Raw genomic sequence first — 22815 nt, forward strand, 5'->3', positions numbered from 1 at the left:
AGCGCCGCCCGCCCGGTTCGCTGGTGCTGCTCGGGCACACCCTCGATGACCAGGCCGAATCCGTGCTGCTCGGGTTGGGGCGGGGGTCGGGCGCGCGGTCGATCGCGGGGATGCGGCCGCTGGACCCGCCGTGGGCGAGGCCGTTCCTGGGGGTGCGCCGGGAGACCACCGAGGCGGCTTGCCGGGAGCTCGGGCTCGACTTCTGGCGGGACCCGCACAACGCCGATGCCCGCTTCACCCGTGTGCGGTTGCGCACAGAAGTCCTTCCCCTGATGGAAGACGTGCTGCAAGGTGGTGTTCACGAGGCGTTGGCCCGGACCGCTCAACAGCTGCGGGAGGACGCCGACGCGCTGGACGCGGTGGCCGCCGCGGAACGCCGTCGGGTCGAGGTGGGGGAGGGGCTTGATGCCTTGTCGTTGAAGGAGATTCCGGCCGCGGTGCGGCGCCGGGTGCTCAAGGCGTGGCTGCTGGACCGCGGCGTGCCGGAGCTGTCCGACGCGCACCTGCGGGCGGCCGACGCGCTGCTGGCGGACTGGCGCGGGCAGGGCGGGCCGAGGTTGCCGGGCGACTTTGTGCTTCGTCGCGCGCATGGCACGCTTCAAGTCGAAGCGGCGGGTCGCAAGCCGCCGAATGGCTGATGGGCGACGCGTTGTCGGAACCGGGGCCTTGCCGCGCCGGGGGAACTGTCGATCAGACGAAGAGGGGAAGCCGGGCCGTGTACGACGGCGACATTGCTTCTGTGCTCATCAGCGAGCAGCAGATCAAGGACAAGGTCACCGAGCTGGCCAAGCAGGTCGACGAGGACTACCACCAGGCCAGCGGGGACCTGCTGCTGGTGGGCGTGCTCAAGGGCGCGGTGATGTTCATGACCGACTTCGCGCGGGCCCTGCCGCAGCCCGCCCAGCTGGAGTTCATGGCGGTCAGCTCCTACGGCTCGTCGACCTCCTCGTCCGGCGTGGTGCGCATCCTGAAGGACCTGGACCGCGACATCGCCAACCGGCACGTGCTGATCGTCGAGGACATCATCGACTCCGGGCTGACGCTGTCCTGGCTGCTGAAGAACCTCAGCTCGCGCAATCCCGCCTCGCTGGAGGTGTGCACGCTGCTGCGCAAGCCGGACGCGGTGCAGGTCGACGTGCCGGTCAAGTACGTGGGCTTCGACATCCCGAACGAGTTCGTGGTCGGCTACGGCCTGGACTACGCCGAGCGCTACCGGGACCTGCCCTACATCGGCACGCTCGACCCGAGGGTTTACACGACGGGCGTCTGACTCGGTCAAGTCCCGCTCGCCGCTGCGTGAGGTGGGTTCGTGGTGGACGGGTGTCCGGTTCGACCCTCTTGGCCCACGGGGCCGGGGCGACCGGATACGCTGTTCATCCTGTGCCGGGCGCGGCGTGGTCGGGCCCGCACATCGGCCGGTACGCTGGTCTGAAGGGGTTGACGGCGACGATGAACTGTGTCTGCCGAGCAGCCGTCGCCCGAAGTGACAGTCAGGGAGGGTCGAGGCCGCCCGTCGGCCGCAAGTGAATGGACCGAAAGCGCCTGCTCCGCAACCCGCTGCTGTGGATCCTCATCGCATTTCTGTTGATCTTGTCGTTCAACGTGCTCTTCGACGAGACCCGCGCCTACCGCGAGGTCTCCACGTCGCAGGCACTCGAGCAGATCGCTCAGGGCAAGGTCAAGGAAGCGACCATCGAGGACAAGGAGCAGCGGGTCCGGCTGACCCTGAATGACGGCCAGAACTTCGATGGCAGCAACCAGCTGATCGCGCAGTACCCCGCGGGGGCCACCGACCAGGTGGTCGAGGAGATCCGCAACGCGCACGTGCCCACCTGGAACACCAAGGTCTCCCAGGACTCGTTCTGGGTGCAGATGCTGTTCTACCTGGTGCCCATCGGCCTGCTCGTGCTGCTGCTGATGTGGATGATGAACAACGTCCAGGGCGGCGGCAACCGCGTCCTGAACTTCGGCAAGTCCAAGGCCAAGCAGCTGACCAAGGACATGCCCAAGACGCTGTTCACCGACGTCGCGGGTGCCGACGAAGCCGTCGAGGAACTGCACGAGATCAAGGACTTCCTGCAGAACCCTGGCCGCTACCAGGCCCTCGGGGCGAAGATCCCGAAGGGCGTCCTGCTCTACGGCCCGCCCGGCACCGGCAAGACGCTGCTCGCGCGCGCGGTCGCCGGTGAGGCCGGGGTGCCGTTCTACTCGATCTCCGGCTCCGACTTCGTCGAGATGTTCGTCGGCGTCGGTGCCTCCCGGGTGCGCGACCTGTTCGAGCAGGCCAAGCAGAACGCGCCGTGCATCATCTTCGTCGACGAGATCGACGCGGTCGGCCGCCAGCGGGGTGCCGGTCTCGGCGGTGGCCACGACGAGCGGGAGCAGACCCTCAACCAGCTGCTGGTCGAGATGGACGGCTTCGACTCGCGCGGCGGCATCATCCTGATCGCCGCCACCAACCGCCCGGACATCCTGGACCCGGCGCTGCTGCGCCCGGGCCGCTTCGACCGGCAGATCCCGGTGTCCGCGCCGGACCTGCGCGGTCGCCGCGCCATCCTCGGCGTGCACTCCAAGGGCAAGCCGCTGGCCCAGGACGTCGACATGGAGAGCCTGGCCAAGCGCACCGTCGGCTTCTCCGGTGCCGACCTGGAGAACGTGGTCAACGAGGCCGCGCTGCTCACCGCGCGGGAGAACGGCCAGCTGATCACCGCCGCGGCCATGGAGGAGGCGGTCGACCGGGTGGTCGGCGGCCCGCGCCGCAAGAGCAAGATCGTCTCCGAGCGGGACAAGAAGATCACCGCCTACCACGAGGGCGGCCACGCGCTCGCCGCGTGGGCGATGCCCGACCTGGAGCCGGTCTACAAGCTGACCATCCTGCCGCGCGGTCGCACCGGCGGGCACGCGCTCGTCGTCCCCGAGGACGACAAGGACATGATGACCCGCTCGGAGATGATCGCCCGGCTGGTGTTCGCGCTGGGTGGCCGCTCCGCCGAGGAGCTGGTCTTCCACGAGCCGACCACCGGTGCCTCCAGCGACATCGAGCAGGCCACCAAGATCGCCCGCGCGATGGTCACCGAGTACGGCATGACCGCCCGCCTGGGCGCGGTGAAGTACGGCAAGGAGGAGGGCGACCCGTTCCTCGGGCGCACCGCCGGCCAGCAGCCGAACTACTCGCTGGAGGTCGCGCACGAGATCGACGAGGAGGTGCGGCGCCTCATCGAGGCCGCGCACACCGAGGCGTGGGAGGTGCTCAACACCTACCGCGACGTGCTCGACGACCTCGTGCTGGAGCTCATCGAGAAGGAGACGCTGAACCGCAAGGACCTGGAGCGCATCTTCGCCCGCGTGGAGAAGCGGCCCCGGATCACCGCGTTCAACGACTTCGGTGGCCGCACCCCGTCGGAGAAGCCGCCGGTCAAGACGCCCGGCGAGCTGGCCAAGGAGCGTGGCGAGCCGTGGCCCCCGGTCAAGGAGGAGCCGACCCCGGCTCCGGCCCCCGCCCCGGCGGGCAACGGCGTCCCGGCGGGCTACGGCCAGCAGCAGCAGGAGGAGTCGACCCCGGCCGGTGCCGGGGCGAACCAGGGCACCGTGCAGATCCAGCAGCCGCAGCCGCCTCAGCAGCCGCAGCCGCAGTCCGGTCAGCACGGCCAGGCGCCGCAGGCGGTGCCGCCGAACTACGGTGCCCCGCCCGGCTGGACCCCGGCGACCACGCCGTCGGGCTCCAACTACTCCGGTGGCCAGTACAACTGGACGCCGTCCTGGGAGCGCGGGCCGCAGCAGTCCGAGCACCCGGCGGCGCCGGAGCACGGCGAGCAGCAGTCGCCGGAGTCGCCGCGGCCGGAGGGCTCGGACCCGGGCCAGGACAACGGAGGCGGCAACCAGAGCCGCTGATGCTGGCTCGCCGCGAGGCGACTCAGTGGAGGAACGAAGAATTGACCAGTTCGGTCGACGAGCCGATCGGGACGGGAGACGACTCCCGTCCCGACGGTTCTTTCCAGATGCCCCAGTTCGACCAGGCGCGCGCCGAGGCCGCGATCCGGGAGCTGCTGCTCGCCGCCGGTGAGGACCCGGAGCGGGAGGGCCTGCGCGACACGCCCACCCGCGTGGCCCGCGCCTACCGCGAGCTGTTCGCGGGGCTCTACACCAACCCGGACGAGGTCCTGGACAGGACCTTCGACGAGGCCCACGAGGAACTCGTCCTGGTCCGCGACATCCCGGTGTACAGCCAGTGCGAACACCACCTGCTGCCCTTCCACGGCAACGCGCACGTGGGCTACATCCCGAACGAGCAGGGGCGGGTGACCGGGCTGTCGAAGCTGGCCCGGCTGGTCGACCTGTACGCCAAGCGGCCGCAGGTGCAGGAGCGGTTGACCTCGCAGGTCGCCGACGCGCTGGTCCGCCGGTTGGAGCCGCGCGGGGTGATCGTGGTGATCGACGCCGAGCACCTGTGCATGGGCATGCGCGGCGTGCGCAAGGCCGGGTCCACCACCACGACGTCCGCCGTGCGCGGCCAGTTCCGCAGCTCAGCGTCCTCGCGCGCCGAGGCGTTGTCGCTGATCAGGGGCCGTTGATGCACCCGAGGTTGCCGAACCCGCCGCGCTGCGCGGTGATGGGCGTGCTGAACGTGACCCCGGACTCGTTCTCCGACGGCGGGCGCTACCTGGACCGCGGCGCGGCCATCGCGCACGGCGTGGAGATGCACCGGATGGGCGCCGACATCGTCGACGTCGGCGGGGAGTCCACCCGGCCGGGATCGGAGCGCGTCGACGCGGCCACCGAGGTCGACCGGGTGCTGCCCGTGGTCCGCGAGCTGGTCGCGGCGGGCGTGCCGGTCAGCGTCGACACCACCAGGGCCCGGGTCGCCGCGGCCACCGCGGAGGCCGGGGCGGCGGTGATCAACGACGTCTCCGGCGGGCTGGCCGACCCGGACATGGCGCGGGTGGCCGCCGAGACCGGGCTGCCCTGGGTGCTGATGCACTGGCGCGGCCACAGCAAGGACATGAACAGCCTGGCCCAGTACTCCGACGTGGTCACCGAGGTGCGCGACGAGCTGCTGCGGCAGGTCGACGCGGCGCTACGGGCCGGGGTCGCGGAGGACGCCGTCGTGCTGGACCCGGGGCTGGGCTTCGCCAAGACCGGGCGGCACGACTGGCAGCTGCTGCAGCGGCTGGAGGTGTTCGTCGAGCTCGGCTTCCCGGTGCTGGTCGGGGCCTCCCGCAAGCGGTTCCTGGGGCGGCTGCTGGCCGACGCCGAGGGCACCCCGCGCCCGCCCGCCGGGCGCGAGACGGCCACCGCCGTGGTGTCGGCGCTGGCCGCCGACCGCGGTGCCTGGGGCGTCCGGGTGCACGACGTGCGGCAATCGTTGGACGCCGTCGCGGTGACCGCCGCGTGGCGCAGCGGAGGGGAGTGCGGTGGCTGACCGGATCACGTTGACCGGGCTGAAGGTGCGCGGCAACCACGGCGTCTTCGACCACGAGAAGCGCGACGGGCAGGACTTCCTCGTCGACATCACCGTCTGGATCGACCTGGGCGAGGCCGCCAGCAGCGACGACCTGGCCAAGACGCTGCACTACGGGGAGCTGGCCGAGCGCGCGGCGGCGATCGTGGCCGGGCCGCCGAAGGACCTGATCGAGGCGGTGGCGGGCGAGATCGCCGACGACGTGATGACCGACGCGCGGGTGCACGCCGCGGAGGTCACCATCCACAAGCCGAGCGCGCCGATCCCGCTGACCTTCGCCGACGTGGCGGTGACCATCCGCCGCTCCCGGCGCGGTGGTCGCGGCCAGGTCGTCCCGGCGTGACCTGCAGGGGGGTCCGATGAGCAGGGCGGTGCTGTCGCTGGGGTCGAACCTCGGGGACCGGCTCGGCTACCTCCGGCTCGCCGTCGCGGGCTTCGCCGACGTGCTGGTCGCGGCGTCCCCGGTGTACGAGACGGCGCCGTGGGGCGTCACCGACCAACCCGACTTCCTCAACGCGGTGCTCATCGTCGAGTCCCCGGACCTGGACGAGTGGGGCTGGCTGCGGCGCGGCCAGCAGCTGGAGCAGGAGGCGGAGCGGCGGCGCGAGCAGCGCTGGGGCCCGCGCACCCTGGACGTCGACGTGGTCAGCGTGGACGACGTCCGCAGCGACGACCCGGAGCTGCTGCTGCCGCACCCGGGCACGCCGAGCCGGGCGACGGTGCTGATCCCGTGGCTGGCCGTCGACCCGGAGGCCGAGCTGCCCGGTCGCGGCCGGGTGGCCGAGCTGCTGGCGGCGCTGCCCGCCGAGGAGGTCGCCGACGTCCACCTCCGCTCGGACCTCAGCCTGACCTGACCGGCCGGTCACGCGACGGTGGCGGTCGGGGTGGCGACCTCGGCGGCCGCCGCTTCGGCCCTGGCCCGGGTGTCCCGCGCCAGGGCTTCCCGCCCCGACAGCTGGTGGAGTTCGGCCAGCTCGCGCAGGGCGAGCGCCTGCTGGTGGCGTTCTCCCTGGGTGGTGGCCAGGCGCAGCCCCTCGTCCAGCAGGGTGCGCGCGGTGGCGAAGTCGCCGACGTCGCGGTGCGCCGCGCCCAGGTCGACCAGCACTTCGCTCTCCGCCGCCGGGCCGCCGACCTTCGCCACCACCTGGCGGGCGGTCTGCAGGTGCGCGGTGGCTTCGGGGTAGCTGCCGAGGTCGAGGTAGGTCTTGCCGATCTGGTGGTGCACGTAGGCGACCTTGGGGGTCAGCCCGTGCGGCACCGCGAGTTCGAGGGTGCGCTGCAGGTGGTCCAGTGCGGTCTCGCAGTCCCCCAGGCGGCGGTGCACGTCGCCGATGTCGGTGAGGGCGCTGGCCTGGCCGTCGACGTTCCCGGCCTGGCGGGACAGGTCGAGCCCGACCCGCAGGCTCGCCAGCGCGTCGTGCAGGAAACCCTTCGCCGCCAGGGTGTTGCCCAGGTTGCTGCGTAGCGCGCCCTCGCGGAACGGGTCGCGACCGGCGCACAGCGCGGCGCCCGCCTGGAAGTGCCGCAACGCCTCGCTGAAGTCGCCGAACCGGAAGCAGGCGGTGCCCAGCGATTCCAGCGTGCTCGTTTCCATCGCGCGGTCGCCGGTGCTGCGGTGGTACTCCAGCGCCCGGTACAGGTGTTCGCGAGCTTCGGCGCCGCGGCCCAGCTCCAGGTAGGTCGCCGCCAGGTCGGCGCGGGTCATCGCCTCGCCGGTGGCGTCCTGGGCGGCGATCGCGGCGGCTTCGTCCGCGGCTAGCCGTTGCAGCAGCAGGACGTCCGCGCGCAGGGCCGCCTCGGCGCGGTGCGGCGTGAACCGGTGCAGCACCATCACCCGCGTCTGCCACGGCACGGGCTCGGCCGAGGGCGGCGGCGCCTCCGCGTCGTGCAAAATCAGGACCGGCGCGTCCGCGGACGCCGGGGTCGCCGGCGGGGGCACCGGGCTCCAGCACCGCCACCCGGTCGTCCCGGTCGGTCGCGGCGCGACCCAGGTCCGCCCAACCCGACGGGCGGTCGGTGAACACGTGGACCTTCGCGCCGAAGCGCAGCGCCCGGTAGGCCAGCAGGCGCGCCGCCCAGGATGCGCCGACCAGCGCGATCGACACCGGGACGGGCTGGACAGCGTCAACGTCACCGGGAAACCCACCTGGTTGCGGCCCAGTGGGAAGCCGAACGAGGTGCCGGTGAGCTGCAGCAGGTCCAGTTCCGGTTCGCTGGCCAGGTGCCGTCCGATGTGGAGCCGGGGCACCGAGCGCTGCTTGCGCGGTCGCCAGCCCTGCGGCTTGCGCACCACCTCGGTCGGCTCGTCGTCCTCGTGCGGCCCGGGCCCGCCCGGGGGCAGCGGCGAGGCGGCGGCCCGCGCGGTCGCCACCGGCGCGGACACGACGGCAGCACTGGTCAGCACCGCCCCGCTCGCCTGCTGGCGCCACTCCGCGGAACCGAGCGCGGGCGCGAAGGCGGTGTCGTCGGGTTTGGCCGGGGCCGCTGGGGGCGCGCTCGGCATGGCCGGGGGCTGCGCCGTCGAGATCACCGGAACTCGCTTGTCCGGCGCGGGTTCTGTGGGCGGTGCTGCGGCCGCCGGGGGCTGGTTCACCGCGCGCCTCCTCCGGTCGGTGCCGATGCGTACACCGCGGGCAGCTGCTGTCCGTCCAATCTGGACAGACGCCCGTCCGCGAGTTCGACGAGCCGCGCGACCCGCTCGCAGGTCTGCGCGTGCTGCTGCTCGCCCGTCACCACCCGGAGAAGGCCGGAAAGTTCGGTGCCGCGCCGCCCCGCCTCCAGTGCGAGGGAGATGCTGACCTGCGCGTCCGGCACCTCGGCCAGCGCGGACAGCAGCAGCGAGCCGCGCTCCGGGTTCGGCCACGACCGCACCCGGAAGCAGCCGTGCTGCAACATGGTGGAGCGCCACGAACCCCACTCCTCGCGCGGCTGGACGGGCCGCCGGTTCGCGGGCTCGGCCAAGTCGCAGGAGCGCACCAGCGCGTCGAGCAGGCCATCGGTGTCGAGAGCGCGGGCAACCCGCGGCGCCGCAGCGAACGCCGGACGCGGTCGGTCAGTTCGGCGAGCCGCGCGGGGACGTCCGGGTCGGAGCCGCTGTCCACTGCGGCGGAAGCGACCGCCCGAGCGTCCAGCCGAACCGCGATCCACACCACGTGATCGCGCCGGGCTGATCCGGGCAGCGGCGCGCTGTGCAGCACGACCCGCACCACCGCCCCCGGCAGCTCGGCCGCGAGCTGCGCCAGCGCCGCCCAGCATCGCCAAGCGCTACGCCGGGCGCGGCCTGCCGCTGCTGGACCTGATCCAGGAGGCAACCTGGGGTTGCTGCGCGCGGTCGAGAAGTACGACCACAGCCCAGGATTCCGTTTCGCCACCTACGCGACCTGGTGGATCCGCAAGGCGATCCTCCGCGCGCTGGCCGAGCAGCCCCGCACCATCCGGCTGCCAGCGCACCTCACCGACCAGCTCGCGCGGGTGGCGCAGGCGCGGCGGAAGCTGACGGCCGAGCTGGACCGCGCGCCCCGGTCCGACGAACTCGCAGCAGCGCTGGACATCCCGCTCCGCCAGCTGCTCGACCTGCTCGCCCTGGCCCAGGAACCGCTCAGCCTCGACCAGCCCGTCGGCGCGGACGGCGGCACGCTGGGCGAGCTGCTGGCCCGCCCCGACGAGCTGGAGGCACCGGGGATCGCACTGCTGCGCAACGAGGTCGAAGCCGTGCTCGGCACGCTCACCCCGCGCGAGCAGCAGGTGATCAGGCTGCGCTGCGGCTTCGACGACGGCCGCCAGCGCACCCTGGCCGAGGTCGGCCACGAGCTGGGCGTCACCCGCGAGCGGATCCGGCAGCTGGAGCACCGGATCCTGCGCAAGCTCCGCGAACCAGCCCGGGCCGACCGCCTGCTGGCCTACGTCAGCTGACCGGTCGCGCGGAGGCGCGGAGCGCGGCGGCCAGCCACTTCGTCGCCTCGTTGGTCACCGGGTGCTGCGGCCAGTCGTTGATGATCGCCAGCAGCTCCCAGTAGCGGGACATCCGCGCGTCGTGCCCCTCGTAGGAGGCGGCCACCTCGCGGCGGAACTCCGGGGTGTCCGGCTTGCCCCACGAGGCGGTGGCCATCGCGACCAACCGGTCGACCAGCTGCCGGGCCTCGGCGCTGTCCGGCGCCACCCCCGCGTCGACGGCGGCCTTCGCCTCGTCGGTGACGGCCCACCACTTCGGCGCCTCGTCCTGCGCCACCATCGGCTCACCGGCGTCCCGGCGGTCGGAGTGCTCCTGGTAGAGCGCCCGCACCGCGCGCCGGAAGTCCTGGTCCTGCACCAGTTCGGCGAGCTCGATCCAGGCCTCCAGCTGCTCGGTGCTCGGGTCGTCGGGCAGGTTCGGCTTCGCCGAGCGCATCCACTCGGTGAAGCCCGGGGTCACGTTCAGCCCCTCGGCCTCCGCGCTGACCTCGTCCCAGAACTCGTCGATGAGCCGGTTGCGCTCCTCGTCGGACATCTTCGCCAGTTCCTGCATGATCTTGGCCTCCTCAGCCGTTCGGTCGAGCTTCACGACCGCCCGCAGCACGGCCCGCCGGGTTCGCAGCACCCGCATCTGCTCCTCCAGCAGCCCGAGGTGGGTGCTGGCCAGCTGGGCGAGCGTGGTCTCGCGGGCCAGCACCCGCTTGACCTCCTCCAGCCCGGCCCCCAGTTCGCGCAGCGTGCGCACCAGTTCCAGGCGGCTGACCGCGGTCACGTCGTACAGCCGGTAACCGGATGCGGTCCGGTCGGTGGGCGGCACCACGCCGGTGTCGGAGTAGAACCGGATCGTCTTCACACCCAGTCCGGTGCGACGGGCCAGTTCACCGATCGTGTAGCGGGCGGTGTCGTTCACGTCGACCACCTTCGACCTTCCAGTCGGGGGAGACTCAAGAAGATTTTCGCCCGACCCGCCCCGCGGCCCGATCGGGTGCGATCCTGGAGCCGTGGCACCGCGACAAGCAGAGCACCTCTCGTTCACCAAACCGCGCCAGCTGGTCATCGGCGGCGCGGTGGCGGCGGTCGTGGTCTTCCTGCTGACCCGGCTCGCCTACGGCGACCTGCCGCAGCTGCCGCTGCTGGCCGGGGCGACACTGCTGCTGATCGCGCTGGTCGACCTGGTGCTGGCACTGGTCATGCGGCCGCGGATCCAGCGCAAGCCGGGGACCGAGCGGGTGGACGGCCTGACGGCGGCGCGCGCGGTGGCGCTGGCCAAGGCGTCCTCGCTGGCGGGCGCGATCATGGCCGGGGTGTGGATCGGCCTCGGCGCCTACCTGCTGCCGATGGTCCGGACCGTGCAGGCGGCGCAGTCCGACATCACCGCGGCGGTGGTCGGCCTGGTGAGCGCGGGAGCGCTGGTCGCGGCGGGCCTGTGGTTGGAGACCTGCCTGCGCAACCCCGACGAGCCGGACGAGCCCGACGACGACGAGGAGTGAGTGGTTCCCACCACGCCACGCTCCATGACCATCCGGCTGCGGTGCGCACGCTTCGCGCTGCTCCCAGCGGTTTTGACGCCTCCCGGAGGTGCGCGTTGAGCTGGTCGGGCTACTGGTCGCTGGGCTGCGGCGACCAAAGTGGTGCCGGGATGTTCGCCTTCAGATCTCGAACTGATAACCGCCCGGTACCGTGGTGGGCATGTCCGATCGCGGCAGTACCGAGACCGACACCCGGGCCGGGGGCTCGACCGCGCTGTGGGTCGGCGCGCTCGTGCTCGCCGCGGCGGCCACCGCCGTGCTGGTGATCAGCGATGACGCCCGCCTGCTGCGGCTGGGCTTGGTCGCGGCGCTGTGGTCGGCGCTGGTCGGGGCGTTCGCGGTCGCCCGGTTGCGGCACCGGGTCGCGCAGGACGAGAAGCTCGCCGAGGACCGGCAGCGCATCTACGAACTGGAGCTGGAGCGGGAGATCGCGGCCCGCCGCGAGTTCGAGCTGGAAGCCGAAGCCGAAGCACGCCGGAAGGCCGCCGAGGAGTCCGAAGGCGAGCTGAAGGCGCTGCAGTCCGAGCTGCAGCGGCTGCGCACCAGCCTGGAGCAGGTGCTCGGCGGAGACGTCCTGTTCGAACGGGTCGCGCTGCGCGCCGAGTCCACCCGGGTCCGCTCGCTGGGCGAGAACAGCGGCAAGATCGAAGGCCAGCTCACCCCGCCACCGAACCGGGAACTGCCCGCCGCCGCGGCCCAGAACACCGAGCTGATCAGCCGACTGTCCGGCGAGCAGCCGCGCGAGGAGCACCGCACGAAGATCCGCCCGCGGCCCAAACCGCAGGTGGCGCAGGCGCACCCGCCCCGCCCGGCTCCCGCCCGCCGCCCCGAGAAGGTGCACCAGGAACCGCCGCAGCGCGCACCGGAACCCCCGAAGAAGGCCCCGGTGGAACCAGCCCCCGCCCCAGATCCGGCCGGGGCGCACGCCGAGGGGACCTCGGTGAACGACCTGCTCGCGGCCTACGGCACCGCCTCCGAGACGCAGCGGCGACGGCGGCGACGCGCCTGAGGAGGTGACTGTCCGGGCGGTCCCGGACGCCCTTCTCTAGGGTTTTGTCCGTGTCGAGTCCTGATCTCCGGGGGCCCGCCGCCGACCTGTCCGGCGCGCGGAAGCTCCAGACCCGAAAGCACCACGCCGTTGGTTGGCCGGTCGCTGGCCTGATCGTGCTCGGGATCTGCGGACTGGTGATGGCCGGTGTCACCACCTCGCGGGTCGGCGCGCTGCCCGCGCTGGTCGGTGCGCTCGCCGCGCTGCTGCCGGTCGGCGTGGTGTTCGCCGCGATCATCTGGATCGACCGCTGGGAGCCCGAACCGCCGATGCTGCTGCTCGGCGCGTTCCTGTGGGGTGCGGGCGGTGCGACCGCGTGCTCGCTGCTGCTCAACGACACCGTCATCCAGCTGGCGGACGGCCTGTTCGGGGCTGGCGACCAGAAGTTCTTCCTGACCGCGGTGATGGGGCCGCTGGTGGAGGAGGCGGCGAAGGCGCTGTTCGTGGTCGCCCTGTGGTTCAAGCGCCGCTCCGAGTTCAACGGGATGGTGGACGGCATCGTCTACGCGGCGCTGACCGCGGCGGGCTTCGCCTTCACCGAGAACATCCTGTACTTCGGCAAGGCCTTCGCGCTCGGCGGTGTCGGCGGCCCGGTGGGCGGCGTGGTGGCGGTGTTCATCATGCGCGGTGTGCTGGCGCCGTTCTCGCACCCGCTGTTCAGCGCGATGTTCGGCATCGGCATCGGTCTCGCCTCGCGCACCGACAACAAACGCCTGCGCTGGGTCTACCTGCTGAGCGGGTTCGCGGCGGCGTTCCTGCTGCACGCGGTGTGGAACGCGGCGACGCTGCTGGGCGGCGCGGAGTTCCTGAACGTGTACTTCCTGATCATGGTGCCGATCTTCCTGGGCACCTTCGGCCTGGTGGTGTGGCAGCGCAAGCGCGAGCAGCGGATCGTCATCCAGCAGCTGCCGGTCCTGGAGCGGGCCGGGCTGATCGTGCGCAGCGAGATGGAGATGCTGGCCACCCTGGCGGGCCGGAAGGGCTGGCTGCGCAAGGTGCGCCGCAGCGCGGGCCACGAGGCGGCCAAGGCCGTCCGCGACTACCAGATCGCGGTCACCGAGCTGGCGTTCCTCCAGCACCGAGCGGCCGAGGGCCGCACGACGAGCGCAGCCCGCCGAGCCCGCCGCGAGAAGCTGATCGAGGACCTCAAGCAAGCTCGCCGCTCAGCAGCAGGCACCCAACAAGCCATCCAAACAGCCCGCATCAAGATCAACGAACTAACCCAGCACAACCTGAAACGCCCCCGCCCCAAACCCCCAACCCACCCCCACCCCTAACCAACCCCCACCAAAACTGCCCCCGGCCCTGAGACCCCCGGCCCCGAGGCCCCCCGGCTCCGAGGCTTCCGGTCCGGAGGTCCCCCCGGCCCTGAGGTCCCCTCGCGGTCCCGGGGTCCCCCCGGCTCCGAGGCTTCCGGTCCGGAGGTCCCCCCGGCCCTGAGGTCCCCTCGCGGTCCCGGGGCCCCGCGGCCCCGAGTCCCCAAGGCCCCCACGGCCGCCGAGACATCCACGGCTCCGAGGCCTTCGAGACACGCGGGGCGCCCGAGATGCCCGAAACCGCAGTTTCAATTGAAACTGCGATTCACCGTGCCCAGGCCCCGCAGTTTCAATTGAAACTGCGCCCCAACGAGGCCAAGGACTGCGGCCGTGCCCCCGCCTCGGCCGTCATCGTCCGGTGCTGCGCGTCGATCCCCCGGCGTCCGAGTACGGCCCCGAGTTCACAGGTTCAACGAGGTTGGGGCTGTGGTTTCGTCGTCCCTGCTTCGATGTGCGTCGCTCGGTGCTGTGCTTCGGTCTGGTGCCCTGGGGCGGCTCCGGGGTCGCAGTTTCAATTGAAACTGCGATCTGTCGTGGCTGGGGGTCGCAGTTTCAGTTGAAACTGCGGGAGCGGGTGCGGACCGCCGCCGTGCTTGGGGGCGGGGTGGTGGGGTTGGGTGTGGTGGGGGACTCGGCGCGTGGGTGCCGTGGGCCTCGGGTGGGGCTTGCGGTGGAGTTGTGTGGGACTGGGTGGCGTTCACCGGGGCGTGGTTCTCGCCACCTGGGCGGCGTCACCGGGCCGTGGCCGGGCTACCCTCGCGCTGCTGTCCGGTACCCGGTGGTTGGGACTGGAACGGTGTTGGAGGACGACGTGGCGATGTCTGCTGGTCGCACGGGCCCTCGACTGCGCGTGGGAGTGATCTCCGCCGGTCGGGTGGGTGCCGTGCTGGGCGCGGCGCTGCAGCGAGCAGGGCACCAGGTGGTCGCGGTATCCGCCGTGTCCGAAGCCTCGCTGCGCCGCGCGGAAGAACTGCTCCCCGGGGTCGCGGTGCTGCCGCCGGACGAGGTCGCCAAGCAGGCCGACCTGGTGCTGCTGGCGGTCCCGGACGACGCGATCACCGGCCTGGTCCGGGGCCTGGTCGCGACCGAGTCGCTGCGCGCCGGGCAGATCCTGGTGCACACCTCCGGGGCGCACGGCGTGGCCGCGCTCGCCGCGGCGACCGAGGTCGGTGTGCTGCCGCTGGCGATGCACCCGGCGATGACCTTTACCGGGCGCGCCGAGGACGTCGAGCGGCTCGGCAACGCCTGCATGGCGGTCACCGCATCCGCTGTGGACGAAGCGGGTTGGAGCGTGGCCGAGGCGCTGGCCCTGGAGCTGGGGATGGAGCCGGTGCGGGTGCCGGAGGAGTCCCGCCGCCTGTACCACGCGGCCCTCACCCACGGCGCGAACCACCTGATCACCCTGGTCAACGAGTGCGCGGAACTGCTGCGCGGCGCCGGGGTCGACAACGCCGACCGGGTCATGGCCCCGATCCTGTCCGCGTCGCTGGACAACGCGCTGCGTCTCGGCGACCGCGCGATCACCGGCCCGGTGATGCGCGGCGACGCGGGCACCGTCCGCGCGCACCTCGCCGCCCTGCGCGAGGCGGATCCGCGCGTGGTCGCGGGCTACCGGGAACTGGCGAGGCGGACCGCCGAGCGGGCCGAGCGCACGGGCGTCCTGCGCGCGGACGGCGCGGCGGAGGTCCGCGATGCCCTTGACGAAGAGCCGTCGTGATCACGGCGCGCCGAGCACTGGAGTCGTGATGAGCGCAGCTTTCGAGCGCGGTGCGCTGACCGTGCACCGCGAACCCGCCGAGCTGGCGCGGGTCACCCGCGCGCTGCGGGCCACCGGCCGCAAGGTCCACCTCGTGCCGACCATGGGTGCGCTGCACCGCGGCCACCTGGAGTTGATCGAGCGGGCCCGCCGGGACATCAACGCGGTGGTGGTCGTGTCGGTCTTCGTGAACCCGCTGCAGTTCGGCCCGGACGAGGACTTCGACCGCTACCCGCGCAGCTTCGAGACCGACCTGCAGCTGTGCCGGGAGGCCGGGGTCGAGCTGGTCTTCGCCCCGTCGGTGCAGCAGATGTACGGCGACGACCCGCAGCTGACCGTCCACTCCGGACCGATCGGCGAGCAGCTGGAGGGCGCGGCGCGGCCGGGCCACTTCGACGGCGTGCTCACTGTCGTGCTGAAGCTGCTCAACATCGTGCGCCCGGACCTGGCGTTCTTCGGGGAGAAGGACTACCAGCAGCTGGTGCTGATCCGGCGCATGGCGCGTGAGCTGAACCTGGATGCGCGCGTCCAGGGCATTCCCACCGTCCGGGAACCGGACGGCCTGGCGCTGTCCTCCCGCAACGCCTACCTCAGCGACGAGCAGCGCAGCGCCGCGCTGGCGATCTCGGCGGCCCTGACCGCCGGGGCGCACGCCGGACCGGCGGGCGCGGAGGCGGTGCTCAAGGCCGCGGGCGAGGTGCTGGCCACCGAGCCGTCGGTGGAGGTCGACTACCTGGAGCTGCGGGATCCCGAGCTCGGGCCGGTCCCGACCGGGGGCGAGGCGCGGCTGCTGGTGGCGGCGCGCGTCGGCCGCACCCGGCTGATCGACAACGCCAAGGTGCTGCTGGGCGCCCCGGAGCAGTCCTGATCGGGCCGACCGCGCGGGTGCCGGCGGGAGCTGCCGGGGCATCGCGCAAGATACGTCGGCGAGAGTTGCGGTATCGGCAGTAGGAGGTCTGCGGTGTTCCGCACCATGTTGAAGTCCAAGATCCACCGGGCCACGGTGACCCAGGCCGACCTGCACTACGTCGGTTCGGTCACGGTGGACGCCGACCTGATGGACGCCGCGGACCTGCTCGAGGGCGAGCAGGTGGCCATCGTGGACGTCACCAACGGCGCCCGCCTGGAGACCTACGTGATCACCGGCGAGCGCGGTTCCGGCGTGATCGGGATCAACGGCGCCGCCGCGCACCTGATCGAGCCCGGTGACATCGTGATCCTGCTGTCCTACGGCGTCATGGACGAGCTGGAGGCCCGCTCGATCCGGCCGAAGGTGATCTTCGTCGACGCCGACAACAAGGCCCTGGAGACCGGTGACCAGCCCGGCGTGGCACCGGCGGGCTCGGGCCTGACCAGCGCGGGCGTGGTCCCCGAAGCACCGGCCGAGACCGACGACGCGGCCAAGCTGGACGCCCTCCTCCAGCAGCCCGAGCACTGATCGACCGGCATGACCTCCGGAAGGGGCGGACCCGTGCTGCTGGCCATCGACGTCGGTAACACCAACATCTCGCTGGGCCTCTACGACACCAGCTCGGACAGCGCCGACCTCGCCGCGACGCTGGTGCACGACTGGCGGATGCGCACCGAGCCGCGGATGACCGCCGACGAGATGGCGCTGACCATGCGCGGTCTGCTCGGCGACCGCGCGGAGCAGGTCACCGGCATCGCGGCGCTGTCCACGGTGCCCGCGCTGCTGCGCGAGCTGCGCGTCATGCTGGGCCGGTACTGGGACGACGTGCCGCGGGTGGTGGTCGAGCCGGGCGTGCGCACCGGGGTCCCGCTGCTGGTGGACAACCCGAAGGAGGTCGGCGCGGACCGGGTCATCAACACCCTCGCCGCGCACCACCTGCACGCCACGAACTGCGTGGTGGTCGACTTCGGCACCTCCACGAACATCGACGTGATCTCGGCCAAGGGCGAGTTCCTGGGCGGCGCGTTCGCCCCCGGCGTGGAGATCTCGCTGGACGCGCTGGCCGCCCGCGCCGCGCAGCTGCGCAAGGTGGAGCTGGTCCGGCCCCGCTCGGTGATCGGCAAGAACACTGTGGAGTGCCTGCAGTCCGGCATCCTCTACGGCTTCGCCGGGCAGGTGGACGGCCTGGTGCGCCGCATCGTGGCGGAGCTGGAGGCCACCCACGGCGGCCCCACCACGGTCCTGGCCACCGGCGGCCTGGCGCCCCTGGTGGTGGGGGAGTCCACGACGATCACCCACCACGTCCCCGACCTCACGCTGCTGGGCCTGCGCCTGGTCTACGACCGCAACTTCAAGACCTCGTGAGCCCTGCTCATCCGGGGAGATTGCGGAACCGTACCCTTGGTTCCCGTGACTGAGGACCGTTCCATTCCCCCGGCAACCAGCGACGACGGCGTTGACGACCTGCCGGAGCAGATGCGGGTCCGGCGGGAGAAGCGGGAGCGCCTGCTCGCGGCCGGAGTCGACCCGTACCCGGTGACCCTGCCCATCACGCACGAGCTCGCCGAGGTCCGCGCCGCCCACGACGGGCTGGAGCCGGACACCGCCACCGGTGCGCAGGTCGGCGTGGCGGGCCGCGTGATGTTCCTGCGCAACACCGGCAAGCTGTGCTTCGCCACGCTGCGCGCGGGCGACGGCACCGAGCTCCAGGCGATGCTCAGCCTCAAGCAGGTCGGCGAGGACTCGCTGGCCATGTGGAAGAGCGAGGTCGACCTCGGCGACCACGTCTTCGTGCGCGGCGAGGTGATCACCTCCCGCCGCGGCGAGCTGTCGGTGATGGCCGACGAATGGCGAATGGCGGCCAAGTCGTTGCGCCCGCTGCCGGTCATGCACAAGGAACTCGGCGAGGAAATGCGGGTCCGGCAGCGCTATGTCGACCTGATCGTCCGAAAGCAGGCCGCGGACACCGTGCGCACTCGGGCCGCGGTGCAGCGCTCGTTGCGGGATTCGTTCGAGCGGCGTGGTTTCGTCGAGGTGGAAACCCCGATGCTGCAGACGTTGCAGGGTGGGGCCGCGGCGCGACCCTTCGTGACGCATTCGAACGCCTTCGACATGGATCTGTTCCTGCGGATCGCGCCCGAGTTGTACCTGAAGCGCTGCGTGGTCGGTGGGATCGAGAGGGTTTTCGAGATCAACCGGAACTTCCGCAACGAGGGGAGTGATTCTTCCCACTCCCCGGAGTTCGCCATGTTGGAGTTCTACCAGGCCTACGCCGATTACGACGACATGGCCGCGCTGACCAGGTCCCTGATCCAGGAGGCGGCGGAGAAGGTCGCCGGTTCGCAGGTGGTCACCTGGTACGACGGAACCGAGTACGACCTGTCCGGCGAGTGGACCTCGATCCGGATGTACGACTCGCTGTCCGAAGCGCTGGATTCGGAGATCACCCCGGAAACCCCGGTCGAGGTGCTCCGCAAGCACGCCGACTCGCGGGGATTGCAGACCGATCCGGCGCACGGCCACGGAAAGCTCGTCGAGGAGCTGTGGGAGCACCTGGTCGGCGACCACCTGACCGCGCCGACGTTCGTCCGCGACTTCCCGGTGGAGACCTCGCCGCTGACCCGGCAGCACCGGGAGCGCCCGGGTCTGGCGGAGAAGTGGGACCTCTACATCCGCGGGTTCGAGCTGGCCACCGGCTACTCGGAGCTGGTCGACCCGGTGGTGGAGCGGGCCCGCCTGGAGGAGCAGGCCAAGCTCGCGGCGGCCGGGGACGACGAGGCGATGCCGGTCGACGAGGACTTTCTGCGCGCGCTCGAGTACGGAATGCCGCCCAGCGGCGGGGTGGGAATGGGTATCGACCGGTTGTTGATGGCGTTGACCGGCCTCGGTATCCGGGAGACGATCCTGTTCCCGCTGGTCCGCCCCGAATGACCCGATCAGGGACGTCGCGGTGAATTTTCGGGCACGGGTGAGTGCATTATCGCACTTACTGCGCTAACCTGAGCTCAGAATGCATCGGTGACGGCTATTGGAGTACTCGCGGGGGAGTTTCCGCTCCCAGCAGTTCGTGCTGTCCCGTTCTGGCACATTTTGCTCTTCCGGGGAGGACTTCGAAGATGGCGCAGAAGGTCACTGTCACCCTTGTCGACGATCTGGACGGCGGCCAGGCCGACGAAACCGTCGAGTTCGGATTGGACGGCGTGTCGTACCAGATCGACCTTTCCGCCGAGAATGCGGGCGAGTTGCGGGACGCGCTGGCGAACTACGTCTCCAACGCCCGTCGCGCGGGTGGCCGGAAGAAGCCGGGCCCGCGCCCGGGTTCGGGTGGCGCGCGTTCCGGCGGTGGTTCGACGAGTGCTGACCGCGAGCAGAACCAGGCCATTCGGGAATGGGCCCGCAAGCGCGGCCTGAAGGTGTCGGACCGCGGTCGGATCCCGGCCGACATCGTGGAGCAGTACCACCAGGCCAACTGACGAGATCTCGGCAGCGGAGGGGCGTTCGCCCGGCGAAGAGCCGGGTGAGCGCCCCTCGTCGTGTTCTCCGAACCCCTCGCGCCGTGAGTTGCGGGGGAAAGCGCCTGTGCGCGTGATCACGGTTGTGGGGCATCGCGGCGGAGTTGCCGTTGCGGGGTGCGAATCCCATTCAGCGGTAAATCGGGAAAAGCGGTGAAGATCATTTTGTGCCGGTTCATCCGGTACCGGTGCGGCCGAGGTGTGACGGTGGACATCTCGCCCCGCTCTGGGCCCCGTGCTTAGGTGGGCCTAACCTAAGCACGATCGGGTGATCCGGCAGAGGGAGTGGGACGTGAGTGGCAGCCTGGCCGTCGACGGTCCACGCGCAGCGGAGCGGGCTGCGACCGGCGGTTCCCGCCTGCGCGAACGCCGCCGTCGCCGACTCGTCGGCATCGCCGTCCTGCTGGCCGCGCTGCTGGTCAGCTGCGTGCTCAGCATCGCGATCGGTGCCAAGACGATCCCGCTGGGCGAGGTCTGGAGCGGGCTGGTCGCGCCGACCGGCACCGAGAACGACCTGATCATCCGCGAGCTGCGGGTGCCGCGCACCATCGTTGGCGTGCTCGCCGGGCTCGGGTTGGGCCTGGCCGGAGCGCTGATGCAGGGCCACACCCGCAACCCGATCGCCGACCCCGGCATCCTCGGCATCACCCAGGGCGCGGCGCTGGCCGTGGTCCTGGCCATCTACACCTTCGGCGTCACCACGCTGATCGGGTTCATCTGGTTCGGCTTCGCCGGGGCCGTGCTCGGCGCGCTGGCGGTGTTCGCCATCGGCTCGATCGGCCGCGGCGGACCCACCCCGGTGACCCTGGCGCTGGCGGGCACCGCGATCAGCTTCCTGCTGCAGGCGATCACCTCGGCGCTGGTGCTCACCGACCAGCAGACGATGGACACCTACCGGTTCTGGAAGGTCGGCTCGATCGCCGTCACCGACCCCGCGGTGATTCCACAGGTGGTGCCGTTCGTGCTGGTCGGCGTCGTGCTGGCGCTGACCAACGCCGGCGGGCTGAACGCCCTGTCGCTCGGCGAGGACGTGGCCCGCTCGCTGGGGCACCGGGTGGAGTGGTCGCGCCGGGCCGGGATCGCCGCGATCGCGGTCCTGGTCGGCAGCGCGGTCGCGATCTGCGGGCCGATCGGCTTCGTCGGGCTGATCGTGCCGCACGTGGCCAGGTACTTCACCGGTGCCGACTACCGCTGGCTGCTGCCCTTCGCCGGACTGCTCGGCGCCGCGCTGGTGCTGCTGGCCGACGTGCTCGGGCGCCTGGTGGCGCGGCCGTCCGAGGTCCAGGTCGGGGTGATGCTGGCGATGGTCGGCGCCCCGTTCTTCATCGCGCTCGTGCGCCGCAGGAAGTTGGTGCGGTTGTGACCCAGGTGCTGGAAGGTGGCGTCGCCGGGCGGCGACCGGCGCGGCTCGGACCGTTCTCCGGGGTGCTGCGCTGGCGGCCGCTGCTGGCGCTGTTCGGCGGGCTGGTGCTGCTGCTGGCGGTCTTCGTGCTCGACGTCGGCCTCGGCGAGTACCAGATCAGCCCGCTGGAGGTGCTGCAGACGCTGCTCGGCGGCGGCGACCGGGCGCAGCAGATCATCATCCTGGAGCTGCGGTTGCCCCGGGCGCTGACCGCGCTGCTGGTCGGCGCCGCGCTGGGCCTGTCCGGCGCGATCATGCAGACCCTCGCGCGCAACCCGCTGGCCAGCCCGGACATGCTCGGCATCACCTGGGGCGCGGGCACCGCGGCCACCCTGGTGATCGTGCTCGGCGGCACCGCGGGCAGCGTGGCCGGGGCGCTGGCCGACTACGGCCTGCCGCTCGTCGCGCTGGTCGGCGGCCTGCTCACCGGGGTGGCCGTCTACGGCCTGGCCTACCGGCGCGGGGTGGACTCCTACCGGCTGGTGCTGGTGGGCGTCGGCGTCAGCGCCCTGGCGGGCAACGCCACCTACTGGCTGCTCACCGTCGGCGACGTCAACGAGGCGGGCCGCGCCCTGGTGTGGTTGACCGGCAGCCTCAACGCGCGCGGCTGGGAGCACGTGGTGCCCACGGCCATCGCGCTGTGCGTGCTGGTCCCGCTGACCTTGATCGGCTCGCACGTGCTCAGCGCCCTGCAGTTCGACGACGACACCGTGCGCGGCCTGGGCGTCCGGATGGACCTGTCCCGCGGCCTGCTGCTGCTGGCCGCGGTCGTGCTGGCCTCCATCGCCACCGCGGCGGCCGGGCCGATCCAGTTCGTCGCGCTGGCCACCCCGCAGATCGCGCTGCGCCTGGCGCGCACCTCGCGCCCGCCGATGCTGGCCTCCATGGTGTTCGGCGGCGCGCTGGTGGTCGGCGCGGACGTGATCTCGCGGACCGCGTTCGGCGCCTTGGAGCTGCCGGTCGGCATCGTCACCGCGATCTTGGGTGCGCCGTACCTGATCTACCTGCTCGTCCGTCGGTACCGGGAGGTCCGCGCATGACCGCGTCCGCCACGTCCAGCGAGAAGACCGGCGCAACCGGCGCTGCCCGGCAGCGGCTGCACGCCAGCGACCTGAAGCTGGCCTACGGCGACCGGGTCATCACCGACGGCCTGGACTTCGACGTCGTGGACGGCACGATCACCGCGGTGATCGGCCCGAACGGCTGCGGCAAGTCGACCCTGCTGCGCGCCCTCGGACGGCTGCTCCAGCCGCAGCGCGGCAGCGTGCTGCTGGACGGCAAGCAGATCCACAAGATGCCGACCCGGGAGGTGGCGAAGGTGCTCGGCGTGCTGCCGCAGTCGCCGGTCGCACCCGAAGGCCTGACCGTCGCCGACCTGGTCGCGCGCGGGCGGCACCCGCACCAGTCCTGGTACCGCCAGTGGTCCTCCGACGACGAGTCCGCGGTGGCCGAGGCGCTGGGCATGACCGGCATCGCCGACCTCGCCGACCGCACCCTGGACGAGCTCTCCGGCGGCCAGCGGCAGCGCGCCTGGCTGTCCATGGCGCTGGCCCAGGGGACCGACCTGCTGCTGCTTGACGAGCCGACCACCTACCTCGACCTGTCCCACCAGGTGGACGTGCTGGAGCTGGTCGGGCAGCTGCACGACGAGAGCGGGCGCACCGTGGTGATGGTGCTGCACGACCTCAACCTGGCTGCCCGCTACGCCGACCGCCTGGTGGCCATGAAGGACGGCGCCGTGGTCGCCGAGGGCGAGCCCGCGGAGGTGCTCACCGAGCCGTTGCTGGCCGAGGTCTTCGGGCTCAACGCGCGGGTGATTGCTGATCCGGTCGCGGGTACCCCGATGGTGGTGCCGGTCGGCGGCCGCGGGGCCGGGAAGCCCGATCAGCCCAGCTAACAGACCGTGTTCGCGCTCAGCGGACAGGGCCATCCG

General features: G+C 71.8%; 23 protein-coding genes and 1 pseudogene. 20 read left to right on the forward strand and 4 right to left on the reverse strand.

Annotation, left to right across the window (positions count from 1 at the left end; translation table 11 throughout):
* From ABT324_RS26130 to folK, 7 genes are all read left to right on the forward strand, one after another.
* On the forward strand, positions 1–638 hold a 638-nt coding region (locus ABT324_RS26130), incomplete at its 5' end, for a tRNA lysidine(34) synthetase (RefSeq protein WP_351182786.1).
* A gap of 77 nt (positions 639–715) precedes the next feature.
* Complete coding sequence (hpt, locus tag ABT324_RS26135) at positions 716–1270, forward strand: hypoxanthine phosphoribosyltransferase (protein WP_351182788.1); 555 nt, start codon at positions 716–718, stop codon at positions 1268–1270.
* A gap of 257 nt (positions 1271–1527) precedes the next feature.
* The gene (gene ftsH, locus ABT324_RS26140; protein ID WP_351182790.1) at positions 1528–3891 is read left to right on the forward strand and encodes an ATP-dependent zinc metalloprotease FtsH; all 2364 of its coding nucleotides are present in this window, start codon (positions 1528–1530) and stop codon (positions 3889–3891) included.
* A gap of 107 nt (positions 3892–3998) precedes the next feature.
* Positions 3999–4571: a GTP cyclohydrolase I FolE gene (gene folE / locus ABT324_RS26145; protein ID WP_351182792.1), complete on the forward strand. Its 573-nt coding sequence runs from the start codon at positions 3999–4001 to the stop codon at positions 4569–4571.
* Entirely contained in the window at positions 4571–5419 is an 849-nt protein-coding gene (gene folP, locus ABT324_RS26150) for a dihydropteroate synthase (RefSeq protein WP_351182794.1), read from the forward strand. The genes folE and folP overlap by 1 nt, the downstream gene beginning before the upstream one ends.
* On the forward strand, positions 5412–5801 hold the full coding sequence (folB, locus tag ABT324_RS26155) for a dihydroneopterin aldolase (RefSeq protein ID WP_351182796.1): 390 nt from the start codon (positions 5412–5414) through the stop codon (positions 5799–5801). Before folP ends, folB begins: the two co-directional genes overlap by 8 nt.
* 16 nt (positions 5802–5817) lie before the next feature.
* Positions 5818–6312, forward strand: a complete 495-nt coding sequence (gene folK, locus ABT324_RS26160) for a 2-amino-4-hydroxy-6-hydroxymethyldihydropteridine diphosphokinase (protein WP_351182798.1) — start codon at positions 5818–5820, stop codon at positions 6310–6312.
* A gap of 8 nt (positions 6313–6320) precedes the next feature.
* Here the strand turns inward: folK and ABT324_RS26165 are convergent, their stop codons facing one another.
* The 3 genes and pseudogenes from ABT324_RS26165 to ABT324_RS26175 form a co-directional block, all read right to left on the reverse strand.
* On the reverse strand, positions 6321–8051 hold the full coding sequence (locus tag ABT324_RS26165; protein ID WP_351182800.1) for a tetratricopeptide repeat protein: 1731 nt from the start codon (positions 8049–8051) through the stop codon (positions 6321–6323).
* On the reverse strand, positions 8048–8419 hold the full coding sequence (locus ABT324_RS26170) for a hypothetical protein (RefSeq protein WP_351182886.1): 372 nt from the start codon (positions 8417–8419) through the stop codon (positions 8048–8050). The genes ABT324_RS26165 and ABT324_RS26170 overlap by 4 nt, the downstream gene beginning before the upstream one ends.
* A gap of 59 nt (positions 8420–8478) precedes the next feature.
* Positions 8479–8829, reverse strand: a pseudogene (locus ABT324_RS26175) (hypothetical protein); the annotation flags it as partial.
* On the opposite strand from ABT324_RS26175, the gene ABT324_RS26180 reads away from it, so the two are divergent.
* Positions 8777–9370, forward strand: a complete 594-nt coding sequence (locus tag ABT324_RS26180; protein WP_351182802.1) for a sigma-70 family RNA polymerase sigma factor — start codon at positions 8777–8779, stop codon at positions 9368–9370. The pseudogene ABT324_RS26175 and the gene ABT324_RS26180 sit on opposite strands and share 53 nt — an antisense overlap.
* On the opposite strand, the gene ABT324_RS26185 is transcribed toward ABT324_RS26180, so the two are convergent.
* The gene (locus ABT324_RS26185) at positions 9363–10319 is read right to left on the reverse strand and encodes a MerR family transcriptional regulator (RefSeq protein ID WP_351182804.1); all 957 of its coding nucleotides are present in this window, start codon (positions 10317–10319) and stop codon (positions 9363–9365) included. The two genes, ABT324_RS26180 and ABT324_RS26185, sit on opposite strands and share 8 nt — an antisense overlap.
* 91 nt (positions 10320–10410) lie before the next feature.
* Between ABT324_RS26185 and ABT324_RS26190 the strand changes: the two genes are divergently transcribed.
* The 12 genes from ABT324_RS26190 to ABT324_RS26245 all read left to right on the forward strand — a co-directional run bounded on the left by ABT324_RS26190 (position 10411) and on the right by ABT324_RS26245 (position 22779).
* A complete protein-coding gene (locus tag ABT324_RS26190; RefSeq protein WP_351182806.1) occupies positions 10411–10899 on the forward strand; it encodes a DUF3180 domain-containing protein in 489 nt (162 codons plus the stop codon).
* A 199-nt stretch (positions 10900–11098) separates the two neighbouring features.
* Entirely contained in the window at positions 11099–11947 is an 849-nt protein-coding gene (locus tag ABT324_RS26195) for a DUF6779 domain-containing protein (protein WP_351182808.1), read from the forward strand.
* A 50-nt stretch (positions 11948–11997) separates the two neighbouring features.
* Positions 11998–13263, forward strand: a complete 1266-nt coding sequence (locus tag ABT324_RS26200; protein ID WP_351182810.1) for a PrsW family intramembrane metalloprotease — start codon at positions 11998–12000, stop codon at positions 13261–13263.
* Between the two features lie 856 nt (positions 13264–14119).
* On the forward strand, positions 14120–15019 hold the full coding sequence (locus ABT324_RS26205; protein ID WP_351182812.1) for a Rossmann-like and DUF2520 domain-containing protein: 900 nt from the start codon (positions 14120–14122) through the stop codon (positions 15017–15019).
* A 28-nt stretch (positions 15020–15047) separates the two neighbouring features.
* Entirely contained in the window at positions 15048–15926 is an 879-nt protein-coding gene (gene panC / locus ABT324_RS26210; RefSeq protein ID WP_351182814.1) for a pantoate--beta-alanine ligase, read from the forward strand.
* A 93-nt stretch (positions 15927–16019) separates the two neighbouring features.
* Positions 16020–16496 carry an aspartate 1-decarboxylase gene (panD, locus tag ABT324_RS26215; RefSeq protein WP_351182816.1) on the forward strand — a complete coding sequence of 159 codons (477 nt, stop codon included), beginning with the start codon at positions 16020–16022 and terminating at the stop codon, positions 16494–16496.
* A gap of 33 nt (positions 16497–16529) precedes the next feature.
* Positions 16530–17333: a type III pantothenate kinase gene (locus ABT324_RS26220; protein WP_351182882.1), complete on the forward strand. Its 804-nt coding sequence runs from the start codon at positions 16530–16532 to the stop codon at positions 17331–17333.
* Positions 17334–17444: 111 nt separating this feature from the next.
* Complete coding sequence (gene lysS, locus ABT324_RS26225) at positions 17445–18899, forward strand: lysine--tRNA ligase (protein WP_502949798.1); 1455 nt, start codon at positions 17445–17447, stop codon at positions 18897–18899.
* A gap of 185 nt (positions 18900–19084) precedes the next feature.
* A complete protein-coding gene (locus tag ABT324_RS26230) occupies positions 19085–19441 on the forward strand; it encodes a histone-like nucleoid-structuring protein Lsr2 (protein WP_351182820.1) in 357 nt (118 codons plus the stop codon).
* A gap of 331 nt (positions 19442–19772) precedes the next feature.
* Entirely contained in the window at positions 19773–20843 is a 1071-nt protein-coding gene (locus ABT324_RS26235; protein WP_351182822.1) for a FecCD family ABC transporter permease, read from the forward strand.
* A complete protein-coding gene (locus ABT324_RS26240; protein ID WP_351182824.1) occupies positions 20840–21922 on the forward strand; it encodes a FecCD family ABC transporter permease in 1083 nt (360 codons plus the stop codon). The genes ABT324_RS26235 and ABT324_RS26240 overlap by 4 nt, the downstream gene beginning before the upstream one ends.
* Positions 21919–22779, forward strand: coding sequence for an ABC transporter ATP-binding protein (locus tag ABT324_RS26245; RefSeq protein ID WP_351182826.1), 861 nt, complete (start codon positions 21919–21921; stop codon positions 22777–22779). The genes ABT324_RS26240 and ABT324_RS26245 overlap by 4 nt, the downstream gene beginning before the upstream one ends.
* Positions 22780–22815 lie beyond the last annotated feature (36 nt).

The sequence above is a fragment of the Saccharopolyspora sp. NPDC000359 genome, assembly GCF_040300525.1.
Lineage (GTDB): Bacteria > Actinomycetota > Actinomycetes > Mycobacteriales > Pseudonocardiaceae > Saccharopolyspora.